The organism is Arthrobacter sp. C2 (assembly GCA_024207135.1).
Classification (GTDB): domain Bacteria; phylum Actinomycetota; class Actinomycetes; order Actinomycetales; family Micrococcaceae; genus Paeniglutamicibacter.
Genome location: CP042428.1, coordinates 325,226 through 350,831, shown reverse-complemented (window position 1 = coordinate 350,831; position 25,606 = coordinate 325,226). Strand labels below are relative to the sequence as shown.

28 protein-coding genes, 6 tRNA genes and 1 riboswitch are annotated in these 25,606 nt (G+C 65.9%); of the genes, 14 read left to right on the top strand and 20 right to left on the bottom strand.

Features of this window, described 5'->3' with window-relative positions:
• Positions 1-40: 40 nt before the first annotated feature.
• Complete coding sequence (locus FPY90_RS01615; protein WP_498683446.1) at positions 41-1,588, bottom strand: APC family permease; 1,548 nt, start codon at positions 1,586-1,588, stop codon at positions 41-43.
• Entirely contained in the window at positions 1,585-2,619 is a 1,035-nt protein-coding gene (locus FPY90_RS01610; RefSeq protein WP_498683444.1) for an agmatine deiminase family protein, read from the bottom strand. Before FPY90_RS01610 ends, FPY90_RS01615 begins: the two co-directional genes overlap by 4 nt.
• 204 nt (positions 2,620-2,823) lie before the next feature.
• On the opposite strand from FPY90_RS01610, the gene FPY90_RS01605 reads away from it, so the two are divergent.
• Positions 2,824-3,459: a TetR/AcrR family transcriptional regulator gene (locus FPY90_RS01605; RefSeq protein ID WP_071213336.1), complete on the top strand. Its 636-nt coding sequence runs from the start codon at positions 2,824-2,826 to the stop codon at positions 3,457-3,459.
• 42 nt (positions 3,460-3,501) lie between these two features.
• Here the strand turns inward: FPY90_RS01605 and FPY90_RS01600 are convergent, their stop codons facing one another.
• From FPY90_RS01600 to FPY90_RS01585, 4 genes are all read right to left on the bottom strand, one after another.
• Positions 3,502-4,278: a GNAT family N-acetyltransferase gene (locus tag FPY90_RS01600; protein WP_083410983.1), complete on the bottom strand. Its 777-nt coding sequence runs from the start codon at positions 4,276-4,278 to the stop codon at positions 3,502-3,504.
• Positions 4,253-5,023 (bottom strand): imidazole glycerol phosphate synthase subunit HisF, encoded by a 771-nt coding sequence (hisF, locus tag FPY90_RS01595; protein ID WP_113761026.1) that lies wholly within the window; start codon positions 5,021-5,023, stop codon positions 4,253-4,255. The genes FPY90_RS01600 and hisF overlap by 26 nt, the downstream gene beginning before the upstream one ends.
• A gap of 68 nt (positions 5,024-5,091) precedes the next feature.
• Positions 5,092-5,940 (bottom strand): ATP phosphoribosyltransferase, encoded by an 849-nt coding sequence (hisG, locus tag FPY90_RS01590; protein ID WP_071213338.1) that lies wholly within the window; start codon positions 5,938-5,940, stop codon positions 5,092-5,094.
• A 110-nt stretch (positions 5,941-6,050) separates the two neighbouring features.
• Positions 6,051-6,314, bottom strand: coding sequence for a phosphoribosyl-ATP diphosphatase (locus FPY90_RS01585; RefSeq protein WP_071213339.1), 264 nt, complete (start codon positions 6,312-6,314; stop codon positions 6,051-6,053).
• Positions 6,315-6,468: 154 nt separating this feature from the next.
• Between FPY90_RS01585 and FPY90_RS01580 the strand changes: the two genes are divergently transcribed.
• Complete coding sequence (locus FPY90_RS01580) at positions 6,469-6,888, top strand: HIT family protein (RefSeq protein WP_071213594.1); 420 nt, start codon at positions 6,469-6,471, stop codon at positions 6,886-6,888.
• A 34-nt stretch (positions 6,889-6,922) separates the two neighbouring features.
• Here the strand turns inward: FPY90_RS01580 and FPY90_RS01575 are convergent, their stop codons facing one another.
• Positions 6,923-7,174 (bottom strand): hypothetical protein, encoded by a 252-nt coding sequence (locus tag FPY90_RS01575; protein ID WP_071213340.1) that lies wholly within the window; start codon positions 7,172-7,174, stop codon positions 6,923-6,925.
• A 34-nt stretch (positions 7,175-7,208) separates the two neighbouring features.
• On the opposite strand from FPY90_RS01575, the gene FPY90_RS01570 reads away from it, so the two are divergent.
• On the top strand, positions 7,209-7,982 hold the full coding sequence (locus FPY90_RS01570) for a TRM11 family SAM-dependent methyltransferase (protein WP_071213341.1): 774 nt from the start codon (positions 7,209-7,211) through the stop codon (positions 7,980-7,982).
• Between the two features lie 187 nt (positions 7,983-8,169).
• On the opposite strand, the gene FPY90_RS01565 is transcribed toward FPY90_RS01570, so the two are convergent.
• Positions 8,170-8,796 (bottom strand): ATP-binding protein, encoded by a 627-nt coding sequence (locus tag FPY90_RS01565; protein WP_498683440.1) that lies wholly within the window; start codon positions 8,794-8,796, stop codon positions 8,170-8,172.
• 130 nt (positions 8,797-8,926) lie between these two features.
• The gene (soxR, locus tag FPY90_RS01560; RefSeq protein WP_071213343.1) at positions 8,927-9,412 is read right to left on the bottom strand and encodes a redox-sensitive transcriptional activator SoxR; all 486 of its coding nucleotides are present in this window, start codon (positions 9,410-9,412) and stop codon (positions 8,927-8,929) included.
• 359 nt (positions 9,413-9,771) lie between these two features.
• On the opposite strand from soxR, the gene FPY90_RS01555 reads away from it, so the two are divergent.
• On the top strand, positions 9,772-10,443 hold the full coding sequence (locus tag FPY90_RS01555) for a VOC family protein (RefSeq protein WP_498683438.1): 672 nt from the start codon (positions 9,772-9,774) through the stop codon (positions 10,441-10,443).
• 177 nt (positions 10,444-10,620) lie between these two features.
• The gene (locus FPY90_RS01550) at positions 10,621-11,757 is read left to right on the top strand and encodes an NAD(P)/FAD-dependent oxidoreductase (RefSeq protein ID WP_498683437.1); all 1,137 of its coding nucleotides are present in this window, start codon (positions 10,621-10,623) and stop codon (positions 11,755-11,757) included.
• A 111-nt stretch (positions 11,758-11,868) separates the two neighbouring features.
• Here FPY90_RS01550 and ribH read toward each other — a convergent pair whose 3' ends face one another.
• The 10 genes from ribH to FPY90_RS01500 all read right to left on the bottom strand — a co-directional run bounded on the left by ribH (position 11,869) and on the right by FPY90_RS01500 (position 21,098).
• The gene (gene ribH / locus FPY90_RS01545) at positions 11,869-12,351 is read right to left on the bottom strand and encodes a 6,7-dimethyl-8-ribityllumazine synthase (protein ID WP_498683435.1); all 483 of its coding nucleotides are present in this window, start codon (positions 12,349-12,351) and stop codon (positions 11,869-11,871) included.
• Positions 12,348-13,631 carry a 3,4-dihydroxy-2-butanone-4-phosphate synthase gene (ribB, locus tag FPY90_RS01540; RefSeq protein ID WP_498683434.1) on the bottom strand — a complete coding sequence of 428 codons (1,284 nt, stop codon included), beginning with the start codon at positions 13,629-13,631 and terminating at the stop codon, positions 12,348-12,350. The genes ribH and ribB overlap by 4 nt, the downstream gene beginning before the upstream one ends.
• Positions 13,628-14,260, bottom strand: a complete 633-nt coding sequence (locus tag FPY90_RS01535; protein ID WP_071213347.1) for a riboflavin synthase — start codon at positions 14,258-14,260, stop codon at positions 13,628-13,630. The genes ribB and FPY90_RS01535 overlap by 4 nt, the downstream gene beginning before the upstream one ends.
• A gap of 11 nt (positions 14,261-14,271) precedes the next feature.
• Positions 14,272-15,324, bottom strand: coding sequence for a bifunctional diaminohydroxyphosphoribosylaminopyrimidine deaminase/5-amino-6-(5-phosphoribosylamino)uracil reductase RibD (gene ribD, locus FPY90_RS01530; RefSeq protein ID WP_498683432.1), 1,053 nt, complete (start codon positions 15,322-15,324; stop codon positions 14,272-14,274).
• Positions 15,324-16,025 carry a nicotinamide riboside transporter PnuC gene (gene pnuC / locus FPY90_RS01525; protein ID WP_498683430.1) on the bottom strand — a complete coding sequence of 234 codons (702 nt, stop codon included), beginning with the start codon at positions 16,023-16,025 and terminating at the stop codon, positions 15,324-15,326. The genes ribD and pnuC overlap by 1 nt, the downstream gene beginning before the upstream one ends.
• A 155-nt stretch (positions 16,026-16,180) precedes the next feature.
• Positions 16,181-16,326: riboswitch (FMN riboswitch) on the bottom strand.
• Positions 16,327-16,347: 21 nt separating this feature from the next.
• Positions 16,348-17,019, bottom strand: a complete 672-nt coding sequence (gene rpe, locus FPY90_RS01520; RefSeq protein WP_071213350.1) for a ribulose-phosphate 3-epimerase — start codon at positions 17,017-17,019, stop codon at positions 16,348-16,350.
• 47 nt (positions 17,020-17,066) lie between these two features.
• A complete protein-coding gene (locus FPY90_RS01515) occupies positions 17,067-18,620 on the bottom strand; it encodes an RsmB/NOP family class I SAM-dependent RNA methyltransferase (protein ID WP_071213351.1) in 1,554 nt (517 codons plus the stop codon).
• Positions 18,617-19,555 carry a methionyl-tRNA formyltransferase gene (fmt, locus tag FPY90_RS01510; RefSeq protein ID WP_498683429.1) on the bottom strand — a complete coding sequence of 313 codons (939 nt, stop codon included), beginning with the start codon at positions 19,553-19,555 and terminating at the stop codon, positions 18,617-18,619. Before fmt ends, FPY90_RS01515 begins: the two co-directional genes overlap by 4 nt.
• Positions 19,552-20,127, bottom strand: a complete 576-nt coding sequence (gene def / locus FPY90_RS01505; protein ID WP_071213353.1) for a peptide deformylase — start codon at positions 20,125-20,127, stop codon at positions 19,552-19,554. The genes fmt and def overlap by 4 nt, the downstream gene beginning before the upstream one ends.
• A gap of 119 nt (positions 20,128-20,246) precedes the next feature.
• Entirely contained in the window at positions 20,247-21,098 is an 852-nt protein-coding gene (locus FPY90_RS01500) for a cytochrome (RefSeq protein WP_071213354.1), read from the bottom strand.
• Positions 21,099-21,309: 211 nt separating this feature from the next.
• Here FPY90_RS01500 and FPY90_RS01495 point away from each other — a divergent pair.
• From FPY90_RS01495 to FPY90_RS01455, 9 genes are all read left to right on the top strand, one after another.
• Positions 21,310-21,382 (top strand) — tRNA-Gly (locus FPY90_RS01495).
• Between the two features lie 61 nt (positions 21,383-21,443).
• A tRNA-Cys gene (locus tag FPY90_RS01490) sits at positions 21,444-21,514 on the top strand.
• 24 nt (positions 21,515-21,538) lie between these two features.
• Positions 21,539-21,610, top strand: a tRNA-Val gene (locus FPY90_RS01485).
• Positions 21,611-21,644: 34 nt separating this feature from the next.
• Positions 21,645-21,717 (top strand) — tRNA-Gly (locus tag FPY90_RS01480).
• 159 nt (positions 21,718-21,876) lie between these two features.
• Positions 21,877-21,948, top strand: a tRNA-Val gene (locus FPY90_RS01475).
• 33 nt (positions 21,949-21,981) lie between these two features.
• Positions 21,982-22,057 (top strand) — tRNA-Gly (locus FPY90_RS01470).
• 142 nt (positions 22,058-22,199) lie between these two features.
• Positions 22,200-22,601, top strand: coding sequence for a nuclear transport factor 2 family protein (locus FPY90_RS01465; RefSeq protein ID WP_071213355.1), 402 nt, complete (start codon positions 22,200-22,202; stop codon positions 22,599-22,601).
• Positions 22,602-22,727: 126 nt separating this feature from the next.
• Positions 22,728-22,955 (top strand): antitoxin, encoded by a 228-nt coding sequence (locus FPY90_RS01460; RefSeq protein WP_083410985.1) that lies wholly within the window; start codon positions 22,728-22,730, stop codon positions 22,953-22,955.
• A gap of 105 nt (positions 22,956-23,060) precedes the next feature.
• Positions 23,061-24,257, top strand: a complete 1,197-nt coding sequence (locus FPY90_RS01455; RefSeq protein ID WP_498683425.1) for a benzoate/H(+) symporter BenE family transporter — start codon at positions 23,061-23,063, stop codon at positions 24,255-24,257.
• A 110-nt stretch (positions 24,258-24,367) separates the two neighbouring features.
• Here FPY90_RS01455 and zapE read toward each other — a convergent pair whose 3' ends face one another.
• Positions 24,368-25,405: a cell division protein ZapE gene (zapE, locus tag FPY90_RS01450; RefSeq protein ID WP_071213357.1), complete on the bottom strand. Its 1,038-nt coding sequence runs from the start codon at positions 25,403-25,405 to the stop codon at positions 24,368-24,370.
• Between the last annotated feature and the right edge of the window lie 201 nt (positions 25,406-25,606).

The window sequence follows — 25,606 nt, the reverse complement described above, 5'->3', positions numbered from 1 at the left end:
GGCGGGAATGTATGTGGTGCCGGATCGACCCGGGTGGTGGTTAGACCCGGTCCTTGGCCGAGCCAGGTGCCTTGCGGGGCAGGCTGCGCCCCGAGAAGAATTCCGGACGGCGTGCCGCTGCCCCCACCAGGAACAACGCACCGAGGGCAATGATGCCCACGCCGATCACGAAGACCAGCCCGACACCGAAGATCTCCGAGCCCGAACCGTACGCCGGGTCCCAGGAATCGACGGCTGTCTGGATGAACACCGCCACCAGAGCGATGCCGCCGAGCAGCGGGGCCAGCAGGCGCAGCGCGAAGTTGCGCACCGAGTCCAGGGCTGTGTGGCGGAAGTACCAGACACAGGCCAACGCGGTGATCCCGTAGTAGAAGCAGATCATCATGCCCAACGCCAGGATGGTGTCGTTCAAGACGTTGCTGCTCAGCACGCGCATCAGCGCGTAGAAGCCTGCCGAGACGCCTCCTGCGACCACGGTGGCGAAGGCCGGGGACTTGAACCTGTTGATCGACGCGAATTGCCTGGGCAGCGCCCCGTGGTGGGAGATGGCCAGCAGCGAGCGGGCCGGGGAGATCATGGTGGACTGCAGTGACGCGGCGCAGGAAGAGAGCACTGCCAGCGAGAGCAGGACCGCGAACGGCCCCATGACAGGGGTGGCGATGGAGGTGAACACGTTCTCCGCATTCTCCGGATTGCGCAGGCCCAGCCCGCTCTCCCCGATGCCGGCGAACATCAGCATGGCGATCGAGCCGAGCAGGTAGATCGCCAGCACGCCGATGGCCGTGAGCGCGGCGGCGCGGCCGGAGGTCTTCTCACCGTTTTTGGTTTCCTCGTTCATGGTCAGGCACACGTCCCAACCCCAGAACGCAAAGATCGACAGGCTCAACCCCACCGCGAAGGCGGAGAAGGAATCGATGTGCATCGGGTTGAACCAGGAGGCGTCGAAGGCCAGGTGTCCGGGCTGCGCGGCGGCCTTGGTGACGGCCCCGATGGTGAACCAGGCCAGCACGGCCAGCTGGAAACCGACCAGCACGTACTGCACCATGCGGGTGGTGGTCAGCCCGCGGCAGGCGATCCACACCGCGGCACCCACGAACACCAGGCAGGTGGCAACGTTGAGCAGCTTGTTGTTCGCCAGCTCGGCCAACGCGGGGTTTCCGGTTACCTGGGCCAGGAAGAGGTAGAAGAAGTCAACGGCCACCCCGGCAAGGTTGGAAAGCACGATGATGTTGGCGGCCAGCAGCCCCCATCCTCCCAGCCAGCCCAGCACCGGGCCGAAGGCCTGGGAGACCCAGGTAAAGGTGGTCCCCGAGTCGGGGGTGTCGGCGTTCAGTTCGCGGTAGGCCAGGGCGACCAGGAACATCGGGATGAACCCGATGATGAAGATCGCCGGCAGCTGGGTGCCGATCGCCTGGACCGTGGGACCCAGCGAGGAAGTCAGCACGTAGGCCGGGGCGATGGTGGAGATGCCGATCATCACCGCGGCGAAGAGCCCGAGCTGGCCGGAGGCCAGGCCCTTGGAACGGACCAGGCCGGTGTCGGAGGACGGGACGGGCGCCTGGGTACGCCGTGCGGTGGACAGGCTCATGGCTTGCGCACCAATGCCACTGGTTCCTGCTGGGTGATGCAGTGGATGCCGCCGCCGCGGGCGTAGAGCTCGCGGGCATCCACGCCCACGACCTTGCGCCCCGGATAGGCGTTGGCCAGCACCGCGAGCGCAGCTTCGTCGTTCGGGTCGTCGAAGGTGCAGGCCACCACGCCGCCGTTGATGACCAGGTGGTTGATGTAGCTGTAATCCACGAAGCCCTCCGCGTCACGCAGGATGCCCGGTGCCGGGACCTCGACGAGCGTGAATTCGCGGCCTTTCGCGTCGGAGGCTCCGTGGAAGGTGGAGATCAGTTCCTGGCAGATCGCATAATCCGGGTGTTCCGGGTTTTGCTGGGAGTGGATGAGCACGGTGCCCGGGGAGGAGATCGTGGCGACGATATCCACGTGGCCGCGGGTGCCGAACTCCTGGGAGTCGCGGGCCAGGCCGCGCGGAAGCCAGTGCACCTTGGTGGCACCCAGCGTGCGGGCGAACTCCGCCTCGACCTCTTCCTTGGTGGTCCCCGGGTTGCGCCCCGGGTCCAGCTGGACCGATTCGGTGGCCAGCACCGTGCCTTCGCCGTCCACGTGGATGGCCCCGCCCTCGTTGACAAGGTTCGAGGCGATGCGCGGCGCCCCTGCCCATTCGGCCACCGCTGCACCGATCTTTTCGTCCTTGTCCCAGGCTGCCCATCCCTGGGCACCCCAGCCGTTGAAGACCCAGTCGACGGCGGCGAGTTCCCCGGCGTCGTTGGTGACGAAGGTGGGGCCGATGTCACGCATCCAGGCATCATTGAGTTCCGCGGTGCGGATCTCGACGCGCTCGTCGAGGTATTGCGCGGCGACTTGCGTGTCTTCCGGGTCCACCACCATGACCACCGGGGCGAACTCCGCCACGGCGTGGGCGACGTTGGCCCAGGTGCTGCGGGCCGCGTGGGCCTCGGTTTCGGTCTCCCCGAGGGTGTACCCATCGTGGGGGAAGGCCATCCACACGCGTTTCTGGGCCGAGGTCTCGGCGGGCATGGTCCAGCTCATGGTGGTTCTCCTGCAAGTGCTTGGTGTGTGACCGATGCTTGTCACCGGGCCGGAAGTGGCGCCTGCGGAGATCACCGTCACAGTAAACGAATCTGATTCGTTTAATTATGGTGGCTTGGGTCACGCGGCGCAAGGGGTAAAACGAATTTGATTCGTTAGACTTGTTGTGCCGGCATTCCCCCGCGATCCCAGGAGCAACACCACATGGCCCGCCCACGCAGCCCCAAGCTATCCGCTCCCGCCATTGCCGATGCGGCGCTCTGCCTGGTGGACAAGCACGGCGAGTTCACCATCCCGCAGCTGGCCAAGGCCATGGGAGTCAGCCCCTCCTCGCTCTACAACCACGTCGTGTCCAAGGACGACATCGTGGAAATGATGCGCGGGGCGGCCATGGGCGAGATCGAGCTGCCGGAGCCCGGCGGCGACTGGGTGGACACCTTGCGGCAGATCGCCAAGGGGTACATGCGCTCCTATGCCAAGCACCCTAAACTGATTCCCCTGTTCACGGCGCACACCGTGCGGGACGAGGGGACCTTGCGGGTCTACGACCTGCTGGCCAGGGCCTTCGCGGCCGGCGGCTTCGGCGCGGCGGACTCGCTGGCCGCGATCACCGTGCTGGACTCCTTTGTGCTGGGCTCGGCGCTGGATGCCGCCGCCCCGTCCCAGGTCTGGGAATCTGCCGCGGAGAACTCCGCGGCCCTGAATGCCGCGCTGGAGGCGGGGCTGGCAGTACAGGACAGGGCGTGGACGACCTTCGAGTACGGCCTTGAGCTACTGTTGGCCGGGTTCCAGCTCCAGGGGAATTCCACGCAGCAGGAAGAGCCTTCCAGGACAGCGTGAGAAATCGGGTCCGGATCCGCTCCGTGCCGTGACGCCGGATCGTCACAGACGGGCGGCGGGCCCCACCCGGTAGTGGTAGCGGGAAACACTTTCAAAGCCCATGGATTCGTAGAGCGCGCGGGCCACGAGGTTTGATTCGACGACCTGCAGCCACACTCCGGCCAGTTTCAGCCTGGATGCCTCGACGAGCAGGGCCCGCACCACCGCGCGTCCGTGGCCGCGGGAGCGGAACGCTTCGCGGGTGGCCACGGAATAGATACCGCCCAGGTTCCCGACCAGTGCCAGCCGGGCCACGGCCTCGATGGCGCCGTCGACGGCCAACGAGGCATAGATGGAATCGGTGTTGGCCAGGATGTCGCGGCTGATGCCTTGCTGCGGTGCACCGTGCGGCCCTTCGACCTCGCAGAAGGCATTGAGCCACCCCTCGCCTGGTAGTCCGGACAGCTCGATGCGCGCATCTACGGGAACAGGCGGCTGGTTGCCGGAGTCCTCCAGGGGCAGGTACTGGACCAGGGTGGGCGAATCCAGCAGGTAGCCGCGTTCGGCCAAGAGTGCATCGAGATCCGACGGCAGGGAGTCCGGGCTGATCTGGAACACCGCCGGCAGGCCCTTGCCGGCGTAGCGGTCCTCAATCCCGGTGATCGCCGCGGCAACGTCGCGCGGCTCGGACAGCGGCAGCACCGAGTTCGCGCGCTTCGTCACGCCACCGGAAAACCGGCACCTCCAGCCGTCAACGACTTCTTCCGTCAGCGCCTGCCAGCCCCTGGACATGGTTTCGTCCAGGGACACGGGGTCAGCGGACCGGGAAACCGGCTTCACGGATGGCGTCCTTGACCTGCTTGATCATGTCGTCGGGCCCGAAGTGGAAGATGGAGGCGGCAAGCACCGCATCCGCGCCTGCGGCAATGGCCGGCGGGAAGTGCTCGGGACCGCCGGCACCGCCGGAGGCGATCAGCGGAACGGTGACTTCCGCGCGCACAGCCCGGATCATTTCCAGGTCGAACCCGTCCTTGGTGCCGTCGGCGTCGATCGAGTTCAGCAGGATTTCTCCCACACCACGTTCTGCAGCTTCCTTGGCCCAGGCCACCGCGCAACGGCCGGTGCCGGTGCGCCCACCGTGGGTGGTCACCTCGAAGCCCGAGGCGACGTCCGGGTTGTCGGTGCGGCGGGCATCCAGGGAGAGCACCAGCACCTGGGAACCAAAGCGCTGGGTGATTTCGTTGATGACCTCGGGGCGGTCGACGGCCGCGGTATTGATCGAGGCCTTGTCGGCCCCGGCACGCAGCAGGCGGTCCACGTCCTCGACGGCGCGCACGCCGCCGCCGACGGTCAGCGGGATGAAGATTTCCTCGGCGGTCTTGGCGACCACGTCATAGGTGGTCTCGCGGTTGCCCGAGGAGGCCGTGACGTCGAGGAAGGTGATTTCGTCGGCGCCGGCGGCGTTGTAGCGCTTGGCGAGTTCCACCGGGTCGCCGGCATCGCGCAGGCCCTCGAAGTTCACTCCCTTGACGACTCGGCCGTTGTCCACGTCGAGGCATGGGATCACACGGATCGCAACAGTCATGAAGGATCAACTCCTGGAAAAGTAGTGAAGAGCGGTGTTCTTCGAGGGGTACTGCGCTTGGGTGCTTGCTAGATGCGGCAGGCGTGGATGTTGGTGACAAGGATGGCGCGGGCGCCGATGTTGTACAGCTCATCCATGATGTTGTTGGTGTGGCTCTTCTTGACCATGGCGCGCACGGCGACCCAGTCCGAGTCTTGCAGCGGGGAAACCGTCGGGGATTCCAGTCCCGGGGTCAGCCGGGTGGCCTCGTCGACCAGGTCCCGGCGCACGTCGTAGTCGAGCATGACGTAGCGGCGGGCCACCAGCACACCGGTGAGCCGGCGCTTGAGCACCTCAAGCCCGGCGGGCGTCTGGCCGGTGCGGCCGATGAGCACGGCTTCGGACTTCAGGATGGGGTCCCCGAAGACCTCCATGCCCGCGGCCTTGAGCGTGTTTCCGGTTTCCACCACGTCGGCGATGGCGTCGGCCACGCCCAGGCGCACCGAGGACTCCACTGCACCGTCGAGGCGGACCACCGAGGCGTCGATGTTGTTCTCGAGAAGGTAGCTGCGCAGCAGGGCGTCGTAGCTGGTGGCGATGCGCTTGCCGTTGAGCTCGTTCTGGTGCGTGAAGGAACCGGCGGGGCCGGCGAAGCGGAAGGCGGCGTTGCCGATGCCCAGCGGAAGGACCTCGTCGACGTGGTCGTTGACCTCGGCGTCGAGGTACAGGTCGCGTCCGGTGATTCCGACATCGAGGATGCCGCCGCCGACGTACACGGCGATGTCACGGGGACGGAGGTAGAAGAACTCCACGTCGTTGTCGGGGTCGACCATGACCAGTTCGCGGTTGTCGCGGCGCTGGACGTATCCGGCCTCCAACAACATGGTCGAGGCGATTTCGGACAAGGCTCCCTTGTTGGGAAGTGCTACTCGCAGCATGGTGCGTTTCTCGTTTCAGGCTCTGAGGGGGGTATTACGGCATGAGGACAACAAATGGGTGTTTGTTGGCCGCCGCGGCACGGGAAAAGGATGTCTCCCGAAAGCGGCGGCTAGAGATGCTTGTAAACGTCCTGCAGAGTCAGGCCCTTGGCGATCATCATCACCTGCAGGTGATAGAGCAGCTGGGAGATTTCTTCGGCGGCGGCCTCGTCGGATTCGTATTCGGCAGCCATCCACACTTCGGCGGCTTCCTCCACGACCTTCTTTCCGATGCCATGCACGCCGGAATCCAGTTCGGCGATGGTACGCGAACCTTCGGGGCGGGTCTTGGCCTTCTCGGAGAGTTCGGCGAAGAGGGTGTCAAAAGTTTTCACATGGTCAGGATATCTTGGCCCGTTGGAAGCATTCACAACCGCGGCCCCATTGTGACGAAGGACTCCCCGCGACGGGCCAACATGACGCGGACGCTACCCGGGACACGCGCTTGGGCTTCGATCCGGTACCTGACAACGGACTATGCTCACCTTCATGGACGAGAAGTGCGCTTTTTGCGAAATTGCCTCCGGCAACGCCGAGGGGCACGTGGTGGCCTCGAATGCGCGTTGCGTTGCCTTCCTTGACGCGGCACCCGTCAATGCCGGGCACACCCTGGTGGTTCCCCGGAAGCATGTGCGCGACATCCATGGCCTGGATGAGGCCACGTCCGCGGCGATGTTCGATCTCGCCCGCCGCGTTGCCGATTCCCTGCGCGATTCCCCGCTGCCCTGCGAGGGCGTCAACCTTTTGATGTCCAACGGGGCAGTTGCCGAGCAATCGGTGTTCCATGCACACCTGCATGTCATACCGCGCGTGGCGAACGACGGGTTCGGATTCGTCGAGGCTCCCGCCGCCAGGCCCACCGCGGACGGGTTGGCCGCCACGGCACGGTTGCTGCGCGCCGGCCGGTGAGCATCGCGGCGAGAGCTTTCGGCGGCCTTCCTGCTCAGTGGCTTGGCTTGGCGCCATGGCGCCTATCCGCTAGCAGCATGGCTGCGCCCACGAGCATTCCTGCGACAAAGCCAAGCAATGCCGCCGGGACACCTATCTCGAGGACCGCGGCCCATGCCGTGGGTGGATAGACGCTCAGTCCGACGAGCAATCCGACCACGCCGCCCAGCAAGCCGCACCACAAGGCACCCAGCAGGGCGTAGGCCAAGGGCTTGGGCAGGTTCTGCGACGCCTTGAGGAATCCCATGACTCCAGCATGAACCTGTCAAAGGCCCCGTGCAATGTCGCTGGACGCCCCCGAAGGGTACACTTCGCATGATGAAGGACTTCGAAAAGATTTGATCGAGAGCATACCCAAAACATCCCCGTTGGATTCGCACCTTGCCGCAACGCACGACACGTTCGTGGCCGAGCGCCCGCCGGGTGCCGACGAAGATGTGCACATGGTCTCGGCAATTGTGGACCACATCATTGAACGGTGCAGCAAACCCGGCGACCTGGTTTTTGACCCGTTCGCGGGCTTCGGCACCACCCTCGTACGGGCCATCGCACTGGGGCGGGAAGCCCTCGGCATCGAACTGCTGCCCGAGCGCGTGGACTACCTGCTGGAAAGGGTGTCCGGCGCCCACATCATCGAGGGAGACGCCCGGGAACTGCTGCGTCTCGTCCGCGGCGCCGAGTCGCCCCTGCCCGACACGGACGTCAACCTCATCGTCGCCTCTCCCCCATACATGACGGCTGAAAACCACGAACCCGACCCGCTGACCGCCTACGAGAAAAATGACGGGGACTACGACCGCTACCTGGCCGAGCTCGGCCTCGTCGCGGCCCAATGCGCGCGGGTCGTTGTGCCCGGCGGCTTCGTGGTGTGGAATCTTGCCGACATCCACCACATGGACCTCACCACCCACTTGATCCGCGACTGCAAGCGCGCGCTTGGACAGCACCTCACCCTTGTGGGCACCACGGAGATTCTCTGGGATCGCTACCCACACGATTTGGTCGCCGACGCCTTGCTCGTGTTCCAGCGGCCTGCCGTCGCGCGGCACATGTAGTCGCACCACGCTTTCTCCTGATACGCCCCGGACCGCCAGGCAACCCTGGCTCAAACAAGGCCGAACGCCGGCGTCGCGGATCGGCGCTGGCTGCCACCCGTTCAGTTCGACGCCGACCACGAGCCACCGTGCGGGAAATGCTCCTCGGCCTGCGGCGACGTCGGGCCGGCCGTTGCCGCTCGTGCCTTCAAGATCGGCAATCTCGAACCTCGACGGAGAGAACCGGAGCCAGAGCCTCGCCCAAGGTTTCGAGCTCGGATACCAATATCTTGGCGCCGGGCGCGCGGGATGGGTCGGGCAGGAAATGCACCGTGGTTCCGGTCGTCCCGTTGTCCGGCAACGGGATCAGCTCCGTCACGGGAATTCCCCGTTCGTACCGCTGGGTCCATGAACCGTGCGTGCGCCGATTGGTGTGGACCAGCCAAGTGCTCAAAGCTGCAACCACGGACATGCCTCGGCGAGGTTGCCCGTCGGGCAGCAACGGTGCGTCGGTGGAATCGAAGAACCTAAGATCCTTCCTGGCCATGACCGGCTTCCTGATGGTGCGCCCATGAACATCCTGCCGGGTGTCGGTTCCCCGCCCTTTGTCAGCCACGGAAATCGAACCGTCCGGATGCAGCGTGATCAGGGCTGAGCCGCCACCTTGGTCCGAGGCTTCGTCTGCTGGGTAGGCAAGAACCTCAAGGACCAAGTGCAAGTCCCGGCTGCGTGAATCGAAAGTCGGGTCGCGCCGGATTCCTTCCAGATGGTCAACGTCGACCTCCATGTCCCAGTCATGGGTGGTGTTCCGCCAGATCCGTGGTTCTTTGGACATGGGAAGATTCTCACACACAGTTGGCCTCGCTGCTGCGATCAATGGATCGATTCGAGCAGACCGCGTGACGAGCCTCCTACGAGTCGCCGTCCCCCGGATTCGTCATTGCCATGGGAGCAACGGACGGTGTTCAGCCGCGGGCTTCTTCCCCGTCGTTGCTTTCCAGGCTCCGGCGAACCCACCGCGAACCCGGGCCCTCGGCTGCCGCTTCGTCTTGGGGATTGAAGAGACTGCATTTCTTGAGGGAGAGGCAACCGCAGCCGATGCAGTCATCGAGTGATCCCTGGAGCTTTTCCAGCTGGCGGATACGTCGTGCCACCAGCAGCGCCCAATGCGTGCTGAGCTGATGCCAGTCGTCCTGGGTCGGGGCCCTGTCCGAGGGGAGTTCGGCCAGCGCATCTGCAATCTCGGCAAGGGTGAGGCCCACGCGTTGTCCGGCGGCAATGACGGCAAGCCGCCGCAGGGTGTAGCGGCGAAAGACACGCTTGTTGCCGGCGGTGCGTTCCGAGGAGATCAGGTTGCGGGACTCGTAGTACCGCACGGCGGGTACCGACAAACCTGCCCGGCTCGCAATTTCGCCGATGGGGAGCAGGCTTTTGGGTGTGGCGGGGCTCATCTGCCCATGCTCGCATGCCACCGGCTTGACCTCAAGCTAGCTTTAGCTTGTTCCATGGTGCCTACGCCCACGAACACAAGGAAACCCATGACTGCCACTTTGATCGACAACGAAGGCCAAGCCGCCGCCGGGCACCGGGAACAAGATTCGGTGCAACCGGCAATCTCCGCGCGTGAACGAAGCAGAAGGTTGAGGCTGCTGAGGAAGCAGCCCCGCGAGGGAGCAGCACCAAACCGAAGCGCGGGCATCGCGCGGCCACACGAATCACCGCAGATTCTCTTGGCCGGAAGTTTTGGCTCGAGAATCATCTGATCCTAAGGCATCCCGTAGCACCCCCTCCCAGCGAAGGCATCCCAGAAATGAAAATCTCCAGCGTCTCCATTACCGTCCGTGACTTCGCCCAGGCAGTGGGGTTCTACAGAGACATCTTGCTGCTACCGGTCGAAACGACTCCCGCCGGCGCGGAGGTCGCCATCGGTTCAAGCCGCCTCATGCTGAGTGCCGGGGACGCCTTTGACGGTGTCCACCACCTCGCCTTCGGAATCCTGCCCTCGGAATTTGATGTGGCCCACGCATGGCTGGCCCGTCGTGTCCCGCTGCTCCAGGTCGGCGGCTCTGCGGTCTTCCTCGGCTCGGATGACTGGAAATCCCGTTCCCTGTATTTCCTGGGGCCCGAAGGCATCATCCTCGAGTTCATCGCCCGCGATGCCGATGCCTCCGCCATGACCGGCAAGGGCGAAAAACCGCAGATGTTGTCCATCAGTGAAGTCGGGGTCGGCGTCGCGGACGTTCCGGCCACCGTGGCGACCTTGTCCGAGAAGCTGTCCATCCCCAACTACTTCGACTGTTCCAGCACCTTCGCCTCCATGGGAAGCCATGACGGTCTCCTGATCGTTGTGCAGCGCGAACGGCTCTGGTTCCCCACCAAGATGTCTCGGCCGGCCCGCGGACCCCTCACGGTCCAGATCGAATCACCGGCGGGGAATGCCCGGGTCGATATCGGCTCGAACATCTCCATAGTCAGCCGATAGCGCTTCCGCCCCTGATTCGTGTCCACCAGAGCGGGGCCGAGCCGAATGGGCACGAGCGAATGATCCGTTCCCGGGCCGGGCGGGTTCCTTTGAATCGGCAGGTCTTTGCCTTGACCGCGGCACCGGCCGGCCATACCGTCAAAGATAGCTCGTCACCCCACAAATGGAGTTGGTCGCATGTCTACGCAGGTCTTGGTTCTGGGTGCCGGTTTCGGCGGGCTCGAGGTGGCGGCGGGGCTTTCGGAACGTTTCGGTGCCGACATCGAGGTCACCCTCATCGACCGCAACGAGCACTTCATGTTCGGCTTTTCCAAGCTCGATGTCATGTTCGGCAGGCTCACCGAGGAAGAAGCCAGCCACCCCTACAGCCAGCTCGACAAGCCCGGCGTGAAGCATGTGCAAGCCGCCATCCTGTCCATCGATCCGGTAGCCAAGCGTGTGGAGACGGACTCCGGTTCCTTCGAGGCGGACTACCTGGTGGTGGCCCTGGGCGCGGACCTCGACCCGTCGGCGACACCCGGGCTCCTGGAATGCGGCCATGAATACTACAGCGTCGCGGGCGCCCTGGCCGCACGCCGGGCGCTGAACAACTTCGACGGCGGCCGGGTGGTCATCGGCGTCACCTCCACGCCGTTCAAGTGCCCGCCGGCACCCAGCGAGACGGCATTCCTGGTGCATGACCTGCTGGTCTCCCGGGGGCTGCGGGAGCGCTCGGAAATCGCCTTGGTGATGCCGCTGCGCACCCCCGTGCCGCCGGTGCCGGCAGCCTCCGAGGCCCTGCTTGAAGCCTTTGCCGAGCGCGGCATCGCTTGGCATCCCCAGAAGGTGATCGAACGGCTGGAACCGGCGAGCAGGGAGCTGGTGCTGGACGACGGCACCACCATGCCCTTCGACCTGTTCCTCGGGGTGCCCAGGCACGTGGTCCCGAAGGTGGTTGCCGAATCGGGAATGGCCCTCGAGGGCTGGATCCCCGTGGATCCGCTGACCCTTCAAACTTCCCATCCGGACGTGTTCGCCATCGGGGATGTCACCAGCGTCGGGACCCCCAAGGCCGGGATCTTCGCCGAGGGGCAGGGCGCCGTGGTGGTTGACGCCATTGCCGCACGCATCAACCGGTCCGCCGGAACGCGCGGCTACGACGGCAACGGCGTGTGCTACGTCGCCTTCGGCCCGCATCGTGCGGCCCGCCTGAACATCACCTTTGCCGCAGGTGCCCGGCCCCACGGCAGCTACGATGCGGCAAGCGAGACTATCGCGCAAGAGAAGAAGGACTACGGGGTATCCCGCCTGCGCCGCTGGCTCGGCGAGGCCTGAGCCTTCCGGGATGCTCCCGCGCCCCGGGCACGGCGATGCCCGCTCCCCCGGCAGGGCTGCTCCCGCCTTGCGGGTGCCGGTGAAGCGGGCGTCGGTGCCGGGCCGGCGGCCCTAGCGGCGGGTCAGCACCAGGGCGGTCTGCAGCCCGGCGCTCATGGCCTCGTAGCCCTTGTCCTCGACGGAGCCTTCCAGGCCCGCACGGGCGATGGCCTGCTCCTCGGTGTCGCAGGTCAGCACGCCGAAGCCGACGGGGACCCCGGTGCGCACGGACACATCGGTCAGGCCCATGGTGGCACCCTGGCAGACGAAGTCGAAGTGCGGGGTGCCGCCACGGATGACGACGCCCAGCGCGATGACGGTGTCGTAGGAGTGGGCCAGGCGCGAAGCGGCCACCGGAAGCTCGAAGGTGCCCGGCACGCGGATGACCTCGGGGGTCTGGATCCCGGCGTCGGCGGCGGCGCGCAGGGCCCCGTCCACCAGTCCGTCCATGATCTGGGTGTGCCAGCTGGCCGCGACGATGACCGCGCGAATGCCGGCCTCGCCCGCCGCTGCCAGTTCGTTGGCTCCGACGAGGGGTGCTCCGTGTCCGCTCATGATTTCACTCCTGGGTTGGTGTTTTCGGTGGTTGGCAATTGCAGTGAATGGTTCATCAGGTTTTGCTTGGTGCGCAGGTACTCAAGGTTTTCGGGGCGCGCCGCCACCCGGGTGGGGACGCGCTCGGTGACGGCGATTCCGGCACTCTCCAGCCATTCTTCCTTCAGCGGGTTGTTGGTGATCAACCGGACGCGGCGAATAGACAGCGCATGCAGGATGGCGGCCGCCGCATCGTAGTTCCGGGCGTCGACCGGCAGGCCCAGCTGCTCGTTGGCGGCCACGGTGTTGGCACCGCCGTCCTGCAGCGCGTAGGCGCGGATCTTGTTGGCCAGCCCGATGCCGCGGCCCTCGTGGCCGCGCAGGTAGACCAGTACCCCGCCGAATTCGTTGATGGCCTCGAGTCCGGCGGCCAGCTGCTCGCCGCAATCGCAGCGGTAGGAGCCGAAGACGTCCCCGGTGAGGCATTCGGAGTGCACGCGCACCAGCGGTTCGAGCGGCATGGTGCCGTCCGGGCCGGTGGCGCTGAGCGAAAGGTGCTCGATGCCGCTGCCTCGTTCGCGCCAGGCGCGGACCATGAACTCCCCGTGCGGGGTGGGGACCTTGACTTCGGGCCCGCCCTGCACGGCCGCCGCGCTGGTGCCCACGGCCGGCTCCGCGTCGGAGGTGGCGCGCCAGGCGGCCAGGTCCTCGATGCTGACCAGCGGGATGTTCCACAGATCGGCGAATTCGCGCAGCGCCGGCAGGCGCATCATCGATCCGTCGTCGTGCACCAGCTCGGCGATGACCCCGACCGGTTCCAGGCCGGCGGCCTTGCACAAGTCGACGCTGGCCTCGGTGTGCCCGCGGCGCACCAGCACCCCGCCGGCGACGGCACGCAGCGGGAAGATGTGGCCCGGGCGGGTGATCAGTTCCGGTCCGGAGGCCGGATCGGCCAGGATGCGGGAGGTCAGGGCGCGGTCGGCGGCGCTGATGCCGGTGCTGACCCCGTGTGCCGCGTCGCAGGAGACCGTGTAGGCGGTGCCCTTGGCGTCCTGGTTGTCTTCCACCATGGGCGGCAGGCCCAAGGCGTCGGCGCGGTCCGAATCCATCGGGGTGCAGACCACGCCGGAGCTGTGGCGGATGGTCCAGCCCATCAGCTCGGGGGTGGCGAACTCGGCGGCGAAGATGATGTCGCCCTCGTTCTCGCGGTCGGCGTCGTCGACCACCACGACGGCCTGGCCGGCGGCCATGGCGCTGATGGCCGCGTCGATGGAGTCCAGGCGGATGGGATCGGTGCTCATGATGCGCTGCTTTCGGTGGTGTTGAAGGAGGCCAGGCGCTCTGCGTACTTGGCCATGACGTCGACCTCGAGGTTGACCGCCGAACCGGGCACGCGTTGGCCCAGGGTGGTTTCGCGCAGGGTCGTGGGGATGATCCCGACCTCGAACCACTGCTGGTTCTCGCGGGCCTCCGAGACCTCGGTGACGGTCAACGAGATGCCGTCGATGGCGATGGAACCCTTCTTGGCCACGTACCGGGCCAATTCGAAGGGGATGGAGAAGCGGAAGCGGTCCCAGGCCCCGAGGGACTCGTGCTCGAGCAGGTGCCCGACGCCGTCGACGTGGCCCTGGACGACGTGGCCGTCCAGCCGCCCGCCGGCCTGCACGCAGCGTTCCAGGTTGATGCCCTCGCCCCGGGCCAGGGCGCCGATGGTGGTGTGGCGCAGGGTCTCGCCCATGACGTCCAGGGACAGGGTGTCCCCGGCGATGGAGGTTGCGGTCAGGCAGACGCCGTTGACGGCGATGGACCCGCCCAGTTCCAGGTCATCGGTGTGGTTCGGCGCACTGATGCGCAGGATGACCGAGTCGGTTTCCGGGGAGGATTCAATGGCTTCGATGCGGCCCATGCCGCTGATGATTCCGGTGAACATGTGTTGGTTCCTTAGAGTGTGCCGGTGCCCGTTGGCATGGGTTCAAAGTGGGTAAGGGTGTCGGGGCCCAGGATGCGCACGGCCTCGCCGTCGACGGGATCGAGGCGGAAGGCCCGGGCGGCCGAGAGGGTCTCGATGCCCAGCTCCCCGACGGAGCCGCGGCCCGCGCCCAGAAAGATGGGTGCCTGGTAGAGGAAGATCTCATCGACCAGGTCGGCTGCCAGGAATGCGGTGGCGATCGAGGCCCCGCCTTCGAGCAGCACGTGGTCGATGCCGCGGGAGGCAACCAGCGCCAGGACCTGGTGCGGGTCGCGGGTGCGGACCTGTTCCCAGTTCCCGTCGGCCTTCAGTGCCGCGTCGGCGGGGATGTCGCGCAGGCCCATGACGATGCGCCGGGGCTGGTGCTCGAAGGGTTCGCCGTGTTCGTTGCGGGCGTTGAGGCGCGGATTGTCGGCAAGCACGGTGCCGGTGCCCACCACGATGGCGCCGACGCGGGCGCGCACCTCGTGGGCGTGCAGCAGCGAGCGCGGGGAGGTGATCCATTGGCTGGTTCCGTCCGCCGCGGCGATCCGGCCGTCCAGCGTCTGGGCCAGGTGCAAGGTGGTGAAGGGCCGTTGCTCGGCCCGGGCGGCGAACCACCGGTGGTTCAGCTCGGTGGCTTCGGTTTCCAGCAGCCCCTGGCTGACCTCGACCCCGGCCGCGCGCAGCGTTGCCGCTCCCCCGCCGGAATCCTTGCCGCCGTCGGTGACGGCGAAGACGACGTTGCCGATGCCGGCATCGACGATGGCCCGTGAGCAGGGCCCGGTGCGGCCGGTGTGGTTGCACGGTTCGAGGGTCACCACCATGGTGGCGGCTCGTGCCGCGGCCGGGTCGAGGGGACCCAGGCGGTTCAGGGCGTCGGCCTCGGCGTGCGGGGTGCCTGCGCCCCGGTGGTAGCCGGTGGCCAGGATCGTGCCCTCGGCATCGACGATGACGGCGCCGACCAGCGGGTTCGCACCCCGGGTGCCGCGGCGGGCCAGCTCCAGGGAAAGCCGCATGGCTGCGGTTGCGCGTGAGGGTTCCATCAGGGATTCACCTTCACCGTGGGATCGGGCATTTCGGTTTCGATGCTGGGCTTGGAGTCGTTCTTGGCCTTCCACCAGATGAAGAACCCGACCAGCGTGAAGCAGCCGTAGAACAGGTACATGAAGGCGCTGGCGTAGTAACCGGCGCTGAATAGCAGCGGCACCCCGACCACGTCGACGATGACCCAGATCAGCCAGAACTCGACCAGGCCCTTGGCCATGCCGTAGGTGGCCAGGAGCGATCCGACGAAGGTCCAGGCATCTGCCCACACCGGTTCGTAGGATCCCAGGGCCCCGAAGATGGGGGTCAGCGCCACGGTGCCGACGACCATGACCACGGCCAGGGAGATGCGTTCGGTGCCGGTGGCCCAGCGCGGGGTGACGGCGCTGCCGCCGGAATCCCGGCTCGACTTCCAGCGCTGCCAGCCGTAGAAGGACACGGCGATGAACATGATTTGGCGTCCGGCCTGGCCCAGCAGGTTTGCCGTCTGGTCGTGGCCGAAGATGCTGCCGAGGAATACCGTCAGCAGCAGCACGTTGCCGATGATGCCCACCGGCCAGGCCCAGACCTTGCGGCGGATGCCGCCCAGGGCGGAAGCAAGTCCGAAGACGTTGCCCACCACTTCGCGGACAAGCAGCGCGCTGCTGCCCACCGTGATGTAAGAATTGAAAGCTTCAATGAGCCACCGCAGAAAATCCATCGTCCTCCTGTCAAGCCGCGATGGCTCCGGGGGTTCTATACGACGGTTCCACCTTCATGGCCGAGCCGTTGGGCAAGGGCCGCGGTTTCCTGGGAAAACGTTGGGGTTTCCCTGGTCCTGCCCTTGCGCACCGACGAGGGCGCAGGTTTTGCGTGTACGTGCTTCTCCCATCCAGACTTTAACTGTCGGTACCGGAATTTCACCAGTTCAACCAAGTTTCGGGAATTCCAAGGAATTCCCTGTAGCTTGGGTCGCGGACTATAACCGCCGGTTCGGACTTACACCGACCCCGGAGCACGTTGTGTAGTTGTAGCTCTTAGTATTACATGGAAACCGGTGTGGCGGCTGCGAGGTTTCGTAATGTGACCACTGCCTCGGCGGGATCCGCCGTTCCGTACACCGAGGATCCGGCCACGAAGACGTCGGCCCCGGCCTCGGCCGCACGCAGGATCGTTTCGCGGGTGACCCCGCCGTCGACCTGCAGGGCGATCGGCAGCCCGGTGCCGTCAATGGCCTTGCGCGCCCGGCGGATCTTGGGCAGGACCAGGTCCAGGAACGCCTGGCCGCCGAATCCGGGCTCCACGGTCATCAGCAGCACCATGTCCAGCTCCGGGAGCATGTCCAGGTACGGCTCGATGGGGGTGGCCGGGCGCAGCGCCATGGCGGAGCGCGAACCGGCGGCCCGCAGGTCCCGGGCCAGCTTGACCGGCGCGGCGGAGGCCTCGGCGTGGAAGGTCACCGAGGCCGCACCGGCCTCGGCGTAGCCCGGTCCCCAGCGGTCCACGTCGCTGATCATCAGGTGCACATCCAGCGGCAGCTCGCTGACCTCGGCCAGCCGCGCCACCACCGGCAGGCCAATGGTCAGGTTGGGCACGAAGTGGTTGTCCATGACATCCACGTGCACCGCATCGGCGGTGTGGATCCGGGTGAGTTCGCGCTCCAGGTTGGTGAAGTCCGCGGAAAGGATCGACGGGTTGATCTGGCAGGTACGCATGTGCTTTTCTGGCTCCTGTCGGGGCGCGGCGGCGGTGCGCCGGGTGGCTAGGCGGTGCGGGTGAACAGCGCCATGAACATGGCATCGGTGCGGTGGATGTGCGGCCACAGCTGGATGGTGCTGCCTTCGCCCACGGGACGCGCCGCGGAGGCCAATCCCGGCAATGCGGCGGATTCGAGCGCGGCCCCGGTGTCCAGCAGCTTCGCGTTCTTGTTCCGGGACAGCAGGTCATCGACCACGGCCACGGTCTCGGCCGGGTGCGGCGAGCAGGTCACGTAGGCGACCACCCCGCCCACGCGCACGGCGGAAAGCGCCGCATCGAGCAGCTCGCCCTGCAGTACGGTGAGTTCGGCAACGTCCTTCGGGGTCTTGCGCCAACGCGATTCGGGGCGGCGGCGCAGCGCGCCAAGGCCCGAGCATGGCGCATCGACCATGACCCGATCGTATCCACCGGAGTATTCGGCCTCGCCGTATTCCCGTCCGTCACGGACCGAGATCATCCATGTGTCGGGGTCGATCGCCACCAGGGCCTTGGAAACCAGTTCGGCACGGTGCTGGGCCGGTTCGTTGGCGGTGAGCTTCGCTCCGTGCCCGGCGGCCAGTGCGGCCAGCAGCGCGGCCTTGCCGCCGGGGCCGGCGCACAAATCCAGCCAGTAGGTGTCTTCCCCGTCCTCGGGCAGCGGAACCTGGGCCAGGGCCCGGGCGACCAATTGCGAGCCGGCGTCCTGCACGCGGGTGCTTCCTTCGCGCACGGAGCCCAGGCGGGCGATGTCCCCGCCCTGGTAGTAGGCCGAATCGGCCACCAGTGTTCCGGGTTCAGCGCCGGCGTCCAGCGCCTCGTCCAGCGAGCCGATGCCGGGCAGGGCCACCAGGTTCACCACGGGGGCCAGGTTGTCGGCGACAAGCAGCTCGGTGATCTCGGAGGCGTCGCGTCCGTGGGCGACCAGCGCCTGGCGCAGCGCCCGCACGATCCATTCGGGGTGCGAGTGGACCAGCGCGGCAGCGGCGTTTTCGTCGGCGATCCCGGCGACCAGCTCCTCGCTCCAGGTCTCCAGGTCCTTGAGCGAGACCTTGCGCAGCACCGCGTTGATCAGCCCGGAGGCGCCGGCGCCAATGACCATGCGGGCCAGGGAGACGGTTTCGTCGAGGGCCGCGTGGTTGGGCACGCGCATGGCCAGCAGCTGGTGGGCTCCCAGGCGCAGCGCGTCCAGCACGGCGGGGTCCAGCTCGTCCAGCGGGCGGTCGACGCAGCGGGCCAGGATCGCGTCGTACAGGCCCTGTCCGCGCAGCGCGCCGTAGGTCAGTTCGGTGGCGAATCCGGCATCGCGGCGGTCCAGGTGGTGCTCGCGGATCCGGGCCGGGAGCACCAGGTTGGCGTAGGCGTCGTGTTCTGCCACGGCGCGCAGCACCTCGAAGGCGGTCAGCCGGGCCTGGTCGGCACGGCGGTTGCGGGCCGAGGGCGCGGAGGCGCTGAACTTGCGTGGCCCGGTTCCCCCGCGGTTGCGGGTGCGCCCGGCATCGTCACGGCGCTCCTGGCCACCGCCGCGATTGGTTTCGTTGCGTCGCGGACGGTCGGAACGTCCCTGCCCGAATTCGCTCATGCGAATTTCACCTCATCCACGGTTCCGGACGCGAGAATGCCTCGCGCCCAATCTGCTGCATTCATCATTTTCTTGCCCGGTGGTTGCACCAGGGCCAGTTCCACGCCGTGCGATCCGGTGCCCACCACGACACGCGGCTGCTTGCCGCCCGTGATCTGCACCTGGCCGGGCGTCAGGGAGTCAGCGTCGGCGGCCGGGGAGACCGGGCCGATCTTGAACCGCTGCCCGTCCAGCTCGGTCCAGGCGCCGGGATCGGGGGTGGTGCCGTTGATCCGCCGGCGGATCGCCAGCGCCGGGGCGCTCCAGTCGATCTTGCCGTCAACCAGGGTGAGCTTGTGCGCGTAGCTGGATTCGCCCCGCTGCGGCACGCCCACCACGGCTCCGCTGTCCAGGCCCGAGAGCGTCTGGGACAGCAGCACCGATCCGGAGACCGCGAGCCTGCCAAGCAGGTCCCCGGCGGTGTCGGCGGGGTCGATGGCCTCGGTCAACGTGCCAAAGACCGGGCCGGTGTCCAGGCCCTTTTCGAGCTGGAAGGTCACGGCTCCGGTGATGTCGTCCCCGGCCATGATCGAGTGCTGCACCGGGGCGGCTCCGCGCCAGGCCGGGAGCAGCGAAAAGTGGAGGTTGACCCAGCCCAGGCGGGGGATGCCCAGCGCCTTTTCGGGGACCAGCCCGCCATAGGCCACGATCGCGGCGATGTCGGCCTCCAGCGCGGCGATGCGCTGCTGGGTTGTCTCGTCAATACGGTTGGCGTGGATGATCTCGATGCCCAGCTCGGCGGCGCGGGCCGCGACCGGGGATGGGGTCAGCACGCGCTTGCGCCCCACCGGGGCGTCCTCGCGGGTGAGCACTGCAACGACGTCGAAGCCGTCCTTCACCAGCTGGTCAAGGGAGGCCACGGCGACCTGCGGGGTGCCGGCGAACAGGACCCTCATGCCTGTCCCCCGAAGCTTGCGCCGGCGCCGAAGCTGGAACCCAGGGCCGAGCTGCGCTTGGTCACGGTGCTTGCCGCGACCTGGTTGTAGTTGGAGTCGCGAAGCTTGCGGAAGGCGTCCTTCTTCAGCTCGCCCTCAAGCCGGTCGATGTACAGGATTCCGTCCAGGTGGTCGGTCTCGTGCTGCAGGCAGCGGGCCAGGAATCCCTCGCCCTCCACGACCACGGGGTTTCCGTCCACGTCGGCCCCGGTGGCGCGGGTCCATTGGCGGCGGCGCACCGGGTAGCCCAGGCCCGGGATCGACAGGCAGCCCTCGACCACGTCGTCCTGGAAGTCCTCGCCGAGCTCAAGCACCGGATTGACCATGTGCCCGCGCTTTCCGGCGATCTGGTAGGTGAAGACCCGCAGAGAGACGCCGACCTGGGGTGCGGCGAGGCCGGCACCTTCGACGTTTTCCATGGTTTCGTCCATGTCTGCCACGAGCTTGCGCAACTCCGGCCCGAATTCGGTGACCTCGTCTGCGCGGGTCCTGAGGATCGGGTCGCCAACAATGCGAATGCCTAAGACGGCCATGCGGTCGCATCTCCCTTCGGCCGGCGGGGTTCCGGCAATGTGCTGTGGATGGTTGGGGCGTGCGCGACCGAATCCAAAAGGTGCGCGCCGGTCCCCCGCTGAACAGTCTACCGACAGCGCTACTTCACAGACGGCGGGGGCGGGCCCACTTCGTGCAGCGCGATCCCGGCATTGCTGACTTTTTGCGTGGCTCCCCAGACCTGTCGCAAGGACCAGAACTTCGACCAGTACGCGGGCAGGACCTCCGGATTGGCCATCACCGTCTGCACCTCGGTCTGGCCAATGGCCACCCCCAAGAGCATGGGGTCCTGTGAGTATTTCCACGGTTCCCAGGTCCCGGCGGCGGGATCAACGACCATTTCCTCGGCCTTGGCGCCGGCCGCCAGCTGCATGATGACCTTCGGATCCAGCGGCTTGACCCGCCCGTCCCGGCCGGTGCCCCGGGTCTTGTAGTCGATCAGGCACAGCCGCCCGCCGATGGTGGCGACCAGGTCAAGGGTGCCGGCGTAGCCGACGCTGGAGTTCCACACGGTGACTTCCGCGGCCAGGGGCTGCACCTGGTAGGTGTCCCACCAGTCGTCGAAGCGGCCGGCGAAGCCCTCCTCGCCGTTGGCCGACAAGGCTTCGCGCGCCTCGGCCGCCTGGTGCGGCTTGCCCATGGCCCGCAGGGCGATCTGTTCGCAGTACTGGTGAACGCGGTCGCCGCGGGCCGCGGCACCATCCCGGTAGTCGGCGGCGGCATTGGAAGCCTGACGTGCCAGGGCCTTGAGCTTGGCGGAGTTGCCGACGGCCTCCCCCAGCCGGGGGTCCTGCACCACGGCGGTGGCAGCCATGTGACCTATCCAACCATCCAGGCTCATTTTTTCCTGTCCGATGACGGTCGTGATGGAGGGAACCTCCGGAAGGTCGCCGATTTTTCTGGCATACATGCGGCCAAAATCCGTTTGCTGGGCCAGCGCTGGGGAAGTCATAAGAAAGATTTTTCCACGCTCCGACGACGTTTCGTCGGTTGCCGGCTTTTTCGGGCCAGTCCGAAACCCCGGGATCACAAGGATCTTCGCTAAAAGTCGGGCCTGGAATGCACCGATTTGGAACTTTAGGGAAACGTCGTATAGAGTTTTTACTCGTTGGAACGCAGCCAAACGGAACGGAAACATTCCAGGCGGATTGCGCTTCTTTCATGTGGACATAGCTCAGCTGGTAGAGCGCGACCTTGCCAAGGTCGAGGTCGCGAGTTCGAACCTCGTTGTCCACTCGCATTTGATTCACCGGATCGGCTTGCCGATCAAACTGAACGGGTTATCCCGATTGGTTATGGTGGGGTGGCCGAGAGGCGAGGCACCGGCCTGCAAAGCCGTTTACGCGGGTTCGAATCCCGTCCCCACCTCGTAGTACGATAATGCAGCAGTATGGGCGATTGGCGCAGCGGTAGCGCGCTTCCCTGACACGGAAGAGGTCACTGGTTCGATCCCAGTATCGCCCACGAAGAACCCGCACCTAGTGCGTGGGTTTTTCACGTGGACATAGCTCAGCTGGTAGAGCGCGACCTTGCCAAGGTCGAGGTCGCGAGTTCGAACCTCGTTGTCCACTCTGAAGAAATGGACCTCAATTCCATGGAAGAGGGGTCCATATTTCTTTGAGTCTTCCGAAAGGAAGACACCGCAGTACCCGAATGAAAATGACAGCGGATCTTGCACTTGTTCTTCGGAACGAAGATCCACGCTATAGTTCAGGTGCAGTACCCATCACGGGCGATTGGCGCAGCGGTAGCGCGCTTCCCTGACACGGAAGAGGTCACTGGTTCGATCCCAGTATCGCCCACGACGATCTATACTGTTAGTATTGATTGCCAATGTGGACATAGCTCAGCTGGTAGAGCGCAACCTTGCCAAGGTTGAGGTCGCGAGTTCGAACCTCGTTGTCCACTCCAATTCGTAGGTCGCGTGGTTTTCCAAACCACGCGACCTACGTGTTTAACCACGATTTCACCTGCCATACTTTGAGTTGCCTGCCTTGCCGTTCCGGGCCGAATTTTTCGCGCGACTGGTTGTCGATGTCAGAAGGAAACTCAAATGCAGACTTTCGAGGCTGCCCAACGTTGGGCGAATACATGGGCCAGCGCCTGGCCGCGCAAAGACGTGGAAGCGATCGTCAACCTTCAGGCCGATGTAGGTGAACACTGGGCGTCGATGTTCCAGCCATTTCATGGACGCAGCGGCCTGCGCAACTACCTGGTCGAATGCTTCGCTGAAGAGACCAAACCCGCGGAAACCTGGTTCGCCGATCCGGTGGTTGAGGGAGGCACCGCGTCCGTTGAGTACTGGGTCGTCATATACATCAAGGACCAACCCACAACGGTGTCGGGATGCACGGTCCTGGCATTCGATGAGTTTGGATTGGTGAAAGTCGCACGCGACTATTCGGATGCACAAGAGGGACACCACGCGCGTCCGATCCAAGCGTTCGGGCACTGATCGGACGTGGTCAGCACGAATATCTTCAAAAAGTCACACAAATGCCCTTGAATCGCCACCGACTCGACATAGGATGATTCACAGACGGGGGCTTTCCTGGCCCCCACGATTGAGAGGAGGTGCCTTTTGTCTATTTTTGACGAGCTGAAGGGCAAGGCCGAAGGACTGAAGGACAAGGCGGCCGGGTTGATTCACGAAAACTCGGGCAAGATCGGTGAGGCCATCGATAACGCCGGCGACTTCATCGACGAAAAGACCGGCGGCAAGTTCGCCGAGCACGTCGACAAGGTTCAGGACGGCGCAAAGGGCCTCCTCAACAAGGATGAAGGCGACGGCGGTACACCTACCGTCTAGGTTCCAGCCTGGTTCACTAGGTCATTTGCCCTAGGCACGACAAACGGGTGCCGGTACCGCCGTGAGGCGGGACCGGCACCTGTCGTTTGCAAGGAAAGATACGCATTGAGACCCACAGCACCACCCCGCCTTTCGACCAAGAACTCGCCTGCGCAACCGATCATGGCGGGACTGGTGACGGCCTTGGTCGGTTACACCTCTTCGTTTGCCGTCGTGCTCACCGGGCTCAAGGCAGTCGGCGCCACCGACGCCCAAGCGGCGTCGGGACTCTTCGCCCTGACCATAGCCCTGGCCATATGTGCCGTGGGGTTGGCCTGGTTCACCAAACGACCCATCACCACCGCGTGGTCCACCCCCGGAGCAGCGTTGCTCGCCGGGGCTGCCACCGTGAACTTCGGGTGGGACCACGCCGTCGGGGCCTTCCTCATGACGGGGGTGCTGATTGCCGCGACCGGAGCCATCCCCTGGCTGGGCAGGTTGCTGGCGGCCATCCCGGTTTCCCTGGCCCAGGCCATGCTGGCCGGTGTGCTGCTCAAGCTCTGTCTGGCTCCCTTTGTGGCACTTTCCACCATCCCGCTGTATGTTGCGCCGGTCATCGTGGTCTGGCTCGTGTTCCTGCGCCTGAGCCCCCGCTGGGCCGTGCCCGCGGCCATGGCCTCGGCCCTGGGCATCGCCGGGTTCTCCATGGCGCAAGCCGGTGCCACCGGTGTCGTGGGCGAGTTGCTGCCCACGCTCCAATTCACGGCGCCGGCATTCAGCCTCGAGGCCTTCACGGCCATCACGTTGCCATTGTTCGTGGTCACCATGGCTTCGCAGAACGTGCCCGGCGTGGCAGTGTTGGCCAGCTTCGATTTTCAAACCCCGTGGCGGGCCTCGATGCTCTCCACCGGCATCGGCAGCGCCGCCGCGGCCGTCTTTGGCGGGCACGCCATCAACCTCGCCGCGATTTCCGCGGCCCTGGCCGCCGGGGAGGAGGCCGGGGAAGACCGATCCAGGCGCTGGATCGCCGCGGTGTCCTCCGGCGGGTTCTACATCGTGCTGGGCCTGGCTTCGGCCGCGATCACCGCCCTGGCCACCGCGAGCCCGGAGGGGCTGCTGGAAGCCGCGGCGGGCCTGGCACTGTTGGGCACCTTGGGTGCCTCCGCATCCTCGGCGCTGTCGGATCCGACGAGCCGGATGAGTTCGCTGGTGGCCTTCCTGATTGCCGGTTCGGGCCTGAGCTTCGCCGGGATCGGCGGGGCCTTCTGGGCGCTGCTTGCCGGGCTGGCCTTGCGCCTGCTGATAGAGCGCAAGCACAACTGACATCCCCGGTCCCCGGGCATGAGAAAGGCCGTGCCCCGCTCCCGATCCCCCTCCAAGCCAAGAGGCTTGCGGGAGCCGGGACGGCCACGGCCTTTCTGCGTTGCTGCTGCCTAAAGCGCGGGCTCGCCGGTCTGGCCCTCGCGGGCCAGCGCGGTGAGGCGGGAGACGGCGCGGAAATACTTCTTCTGGTAGCCGCCGGCCATCATCTCCGGGGTGAACAGCTCGGAGAAGGGCTTGCCGGAGGCAACGATGGGCACGTCCTTGTCATAGAGCCGGTCGGCCAACACCACAAAGCGCAGTGCGACGGCCTGCTCGGTGATGGTCTCCACGTTGTGCAGCACCAGCACGTCGACATCGCCCAGCAGGGCGCGGTAGCGGCTGGGATGGACCTTGGACATGTGTGCGACCAGGTCCGAGAACTCGTCAATCGCATAGGTCTTGTCGCCGTATCGTTCGGTGGCGAATTCCTCGATGGCGGCATCGTCCAGCGGCGTAGGCGCGTCGGGCAGGCCGCGGTGGCGGAAGTCCACCCCGTCCACGCGGTGCACATCGAACTGCTCGGCGAGCACCTTGATCTCGCGTTGGAAGTCCACGGCGGCAAAACGTCCATCGCCCAGGGCGCCGGGCAGCGTGTTGGATGTGGCAGCCAGTTTCACTCCGGCATCCGAGAGCTCGCGCATCAGGCGCGACATCAGCACGGTGTCCCCCGGGTCGTCAAGTTCGAATTCGTCGATGCACACCAGCGAGTAGCTGCTCAGCACGTCGACCGCCTGGCGGAAAGATAGCGCACCGACGAGGTTGGTGTATTCGACGAAGGTCCCGAAGGCCTTGCGGCCCGGGGCAAGGTGCCACAGCGAGGCCAGCAGGTGGGTCTTGCCCACCCCGAACCCTCCGTCCAGGTACATGCCCGATTTCTCGACCTTCTTCTTGCCGAAGAGGTTGGAGAGGAAACCGCCCTTGGACTTGCCAATGGTCGAGGCGAAGCCCCTGAGCTTGGTGACCGCCTCTGCCTGGGTGGGCCAGGCCGGGTCCGGACGGTAGGTCTCGAAGGAAACCTCGCCGAACCGGTACGACGGGTGGAAGCCGGCGAGAAGATCGTCAATGGAGACCGTGGGGGTCCGTTGGGAAAGATTCGTAATCGTGGCCATACGGCTGGACGGTCCTTAAGTCTTCGGAAGGCTGTGACGGGCGTTTTTGGCGCGGAGACACGCCCCAGCCATTTTATGCCCAGACCTCGGGCATCCCCTAAATGGGAGCCGTGGCGCCGGCCGCTTATAGCGCAATTGCGGACGCTTGAAGCGAAATATGGCGTTGAATGACTCCTTCGCGCTGCCCGAGGCGCGCACGGT

Excerpts from the sequence above, each read along its gene's own strand:
- FPY90_RS01615 (WP_498683446.1), bottom strand. The coding sequence starts at position 1,588 with ATGAGCCTGTCCACCGCACGGCGTACCCAGGCGCCCGTCCCGTCCTCC.
- FPY90_RS01610 (WP_498683444.1), bottom strand. The coding sequence starts at position 2,619 with ATGAGCTGGACCATGCCCGCCGAGACCTCGGCCCAGAAACGCGTGTGG.
- FPY90_RS01605 (WP_071213336.1), top strand. The coding sequence starts at position 2,824 with ATGGCCCGCCCACGCAGCCCCAAGCTATCCGCTCCCGCCATTGCCGAT.
- hisF (WP_113761026.1), bottom strand. The coding sequence starts at position 5,023 with ATGACTGTTGCGATCCGTGTGATCCCATGCCTCGACGTGGACAACGGC.
- hisG (WP_071213338.1), bottom strand. The coding sequence starts at position 5,940 with ATGCTGCGAGTAGCACTTCCCAACAAGGGAGCCTTGTCCGAAATCGCC.
- FPY90_RS01580 (WP_071213594.1), top strand. The coding sequence starts at position 6,469 with ATGGACGAGAAGTGCGCTTTTTGCGAAATTGCCTCCGGCAACGCCGAG.
- FPY90_RS01575 (WP_071213340.1), bottom strand. The coding sequence starts at position 7,174 with ATGGGATTCCTCAAGGCGTCGCAGAACCTGCCCAAGCCCTTGGCCTAC.
- FPY90_RS01570 (WP_071213341.1), top strand. The coding sequence starts at position 7,209 with ATGTCGCTGGACGCCCCCGAAGGGTACACTTCGCATGATGAAGGACTT.
- FPY90_RS01565 (WP_498683440.1), bottom strand. The coding sequence starts at position 8,796 with ATGTCCAAAGAACCACGGATCTGGCGGAACACCACCCATGACTGGGAC.
- soxR (WP_071213343.1), bottom strand. The coding sequence starts at position 9,412 with ATGAGCCCCGCCACACCCAAAAGCCTGCTCCCCATCGGCGAAATTGCG.
- FPY90_RS01555 (WP_498683438.1), top strand. The coding sequence starts at position 9,772 with ATGAAAATCTCCAGCGTCTCCATTACCGTCCGTGACTTCGCCCAGGCA.
- FPY90_RS01550 (WP_498683437.1), top strand. The coding sequence starts at position 10,621 with ATGTCTACGCAGGTCTTGGTTCTGGGTGCCGGTTTCGGCGGGCTCGAG.
- ribH (WP_498683435.1), bottom strand. The coding sequence starts at position 12,351 with ATGAGCGGACACGGAGCACCCCTCGTCGGAGCCAACGAACTGGCAGCG.
- ribB (WP_498683434.1), bottom strand. The coding sequence starts at position 13,631 with ATGAGCACCGATCCCATCCGCCTGGACTCCATCGACGCGGCCATCAGC.
- FPY90_RS01535 (WP_071213347.1), bottom strand. The coding sequence starts at position 14,260 with ATGTTCACCGGAATCATCAGCGGCATGGGCCGCATCGAAGCCATTGAA.
- ribD (WP_498683432.1), bottom strand. The coding sequence starts at position 15,324 with ATGGAACCCTCACGCGCAACCGCAGCCATGCGGCTTTCCCTGGAGCTG.
- pnuC (WP_498683430.1), bottom strand. The coding sequence starts at position 16,025 with ATGGATTTTCTGCGGTGGCTCATTGAAGCTTTCAATTCTTACATCACG.
- rpe (WP_071213350.1), bottom strand. The coding sequence starts at position 17,019 with ATGCGTACCTGCCAGATCAACCCGTCGATCCTTTCCGCGGACTTCACC.
- FPY90_RS01515 (WP_071213351.1), bottom strand. The coding sequence starts at position 18,620 with ATGAGCGAATTCGGGCAGGGACGTTCCGACCGTCCGCGACGCAACGAA.
- fmt (WP_498683429.1), bottom strand. The coding sequence starts at position 19,555 with ATGAGGGTCCTGTTCGCCGGCACCCCGCAGGTCGCCGTGGCCTCCCTT.
- def (WP_071213353.1), bottom strand. The coding sequence starts at position 20,127 with ATGGCCGTCTTAGGCATTCGCATTGTTGGCGACCCGATCCTCAGGACC.
- FPY90_RS01500 (WP_071213354.1), bottom strand. The coding sequence starts at position 21,098 with ATGACTTCCCCAGCGCTGGCCCAGCAAACGGATTTTGGCCGCATGTAT.
- FPY90_RS01465 (WP_071213355.1), top strand. The coding sequence starts at position 22,200 with ATGCAGACTTTCGAGGCTGCCCAACGTTGGGCGAATACATGGGCCAGC.
- zapE (WP_071213357.1), bottom strand. The coding sequence starts at position 25,405 with ATGGCCACGATTACGAATCTTTCCCAACGGACCCCCACGGTCTCCATT.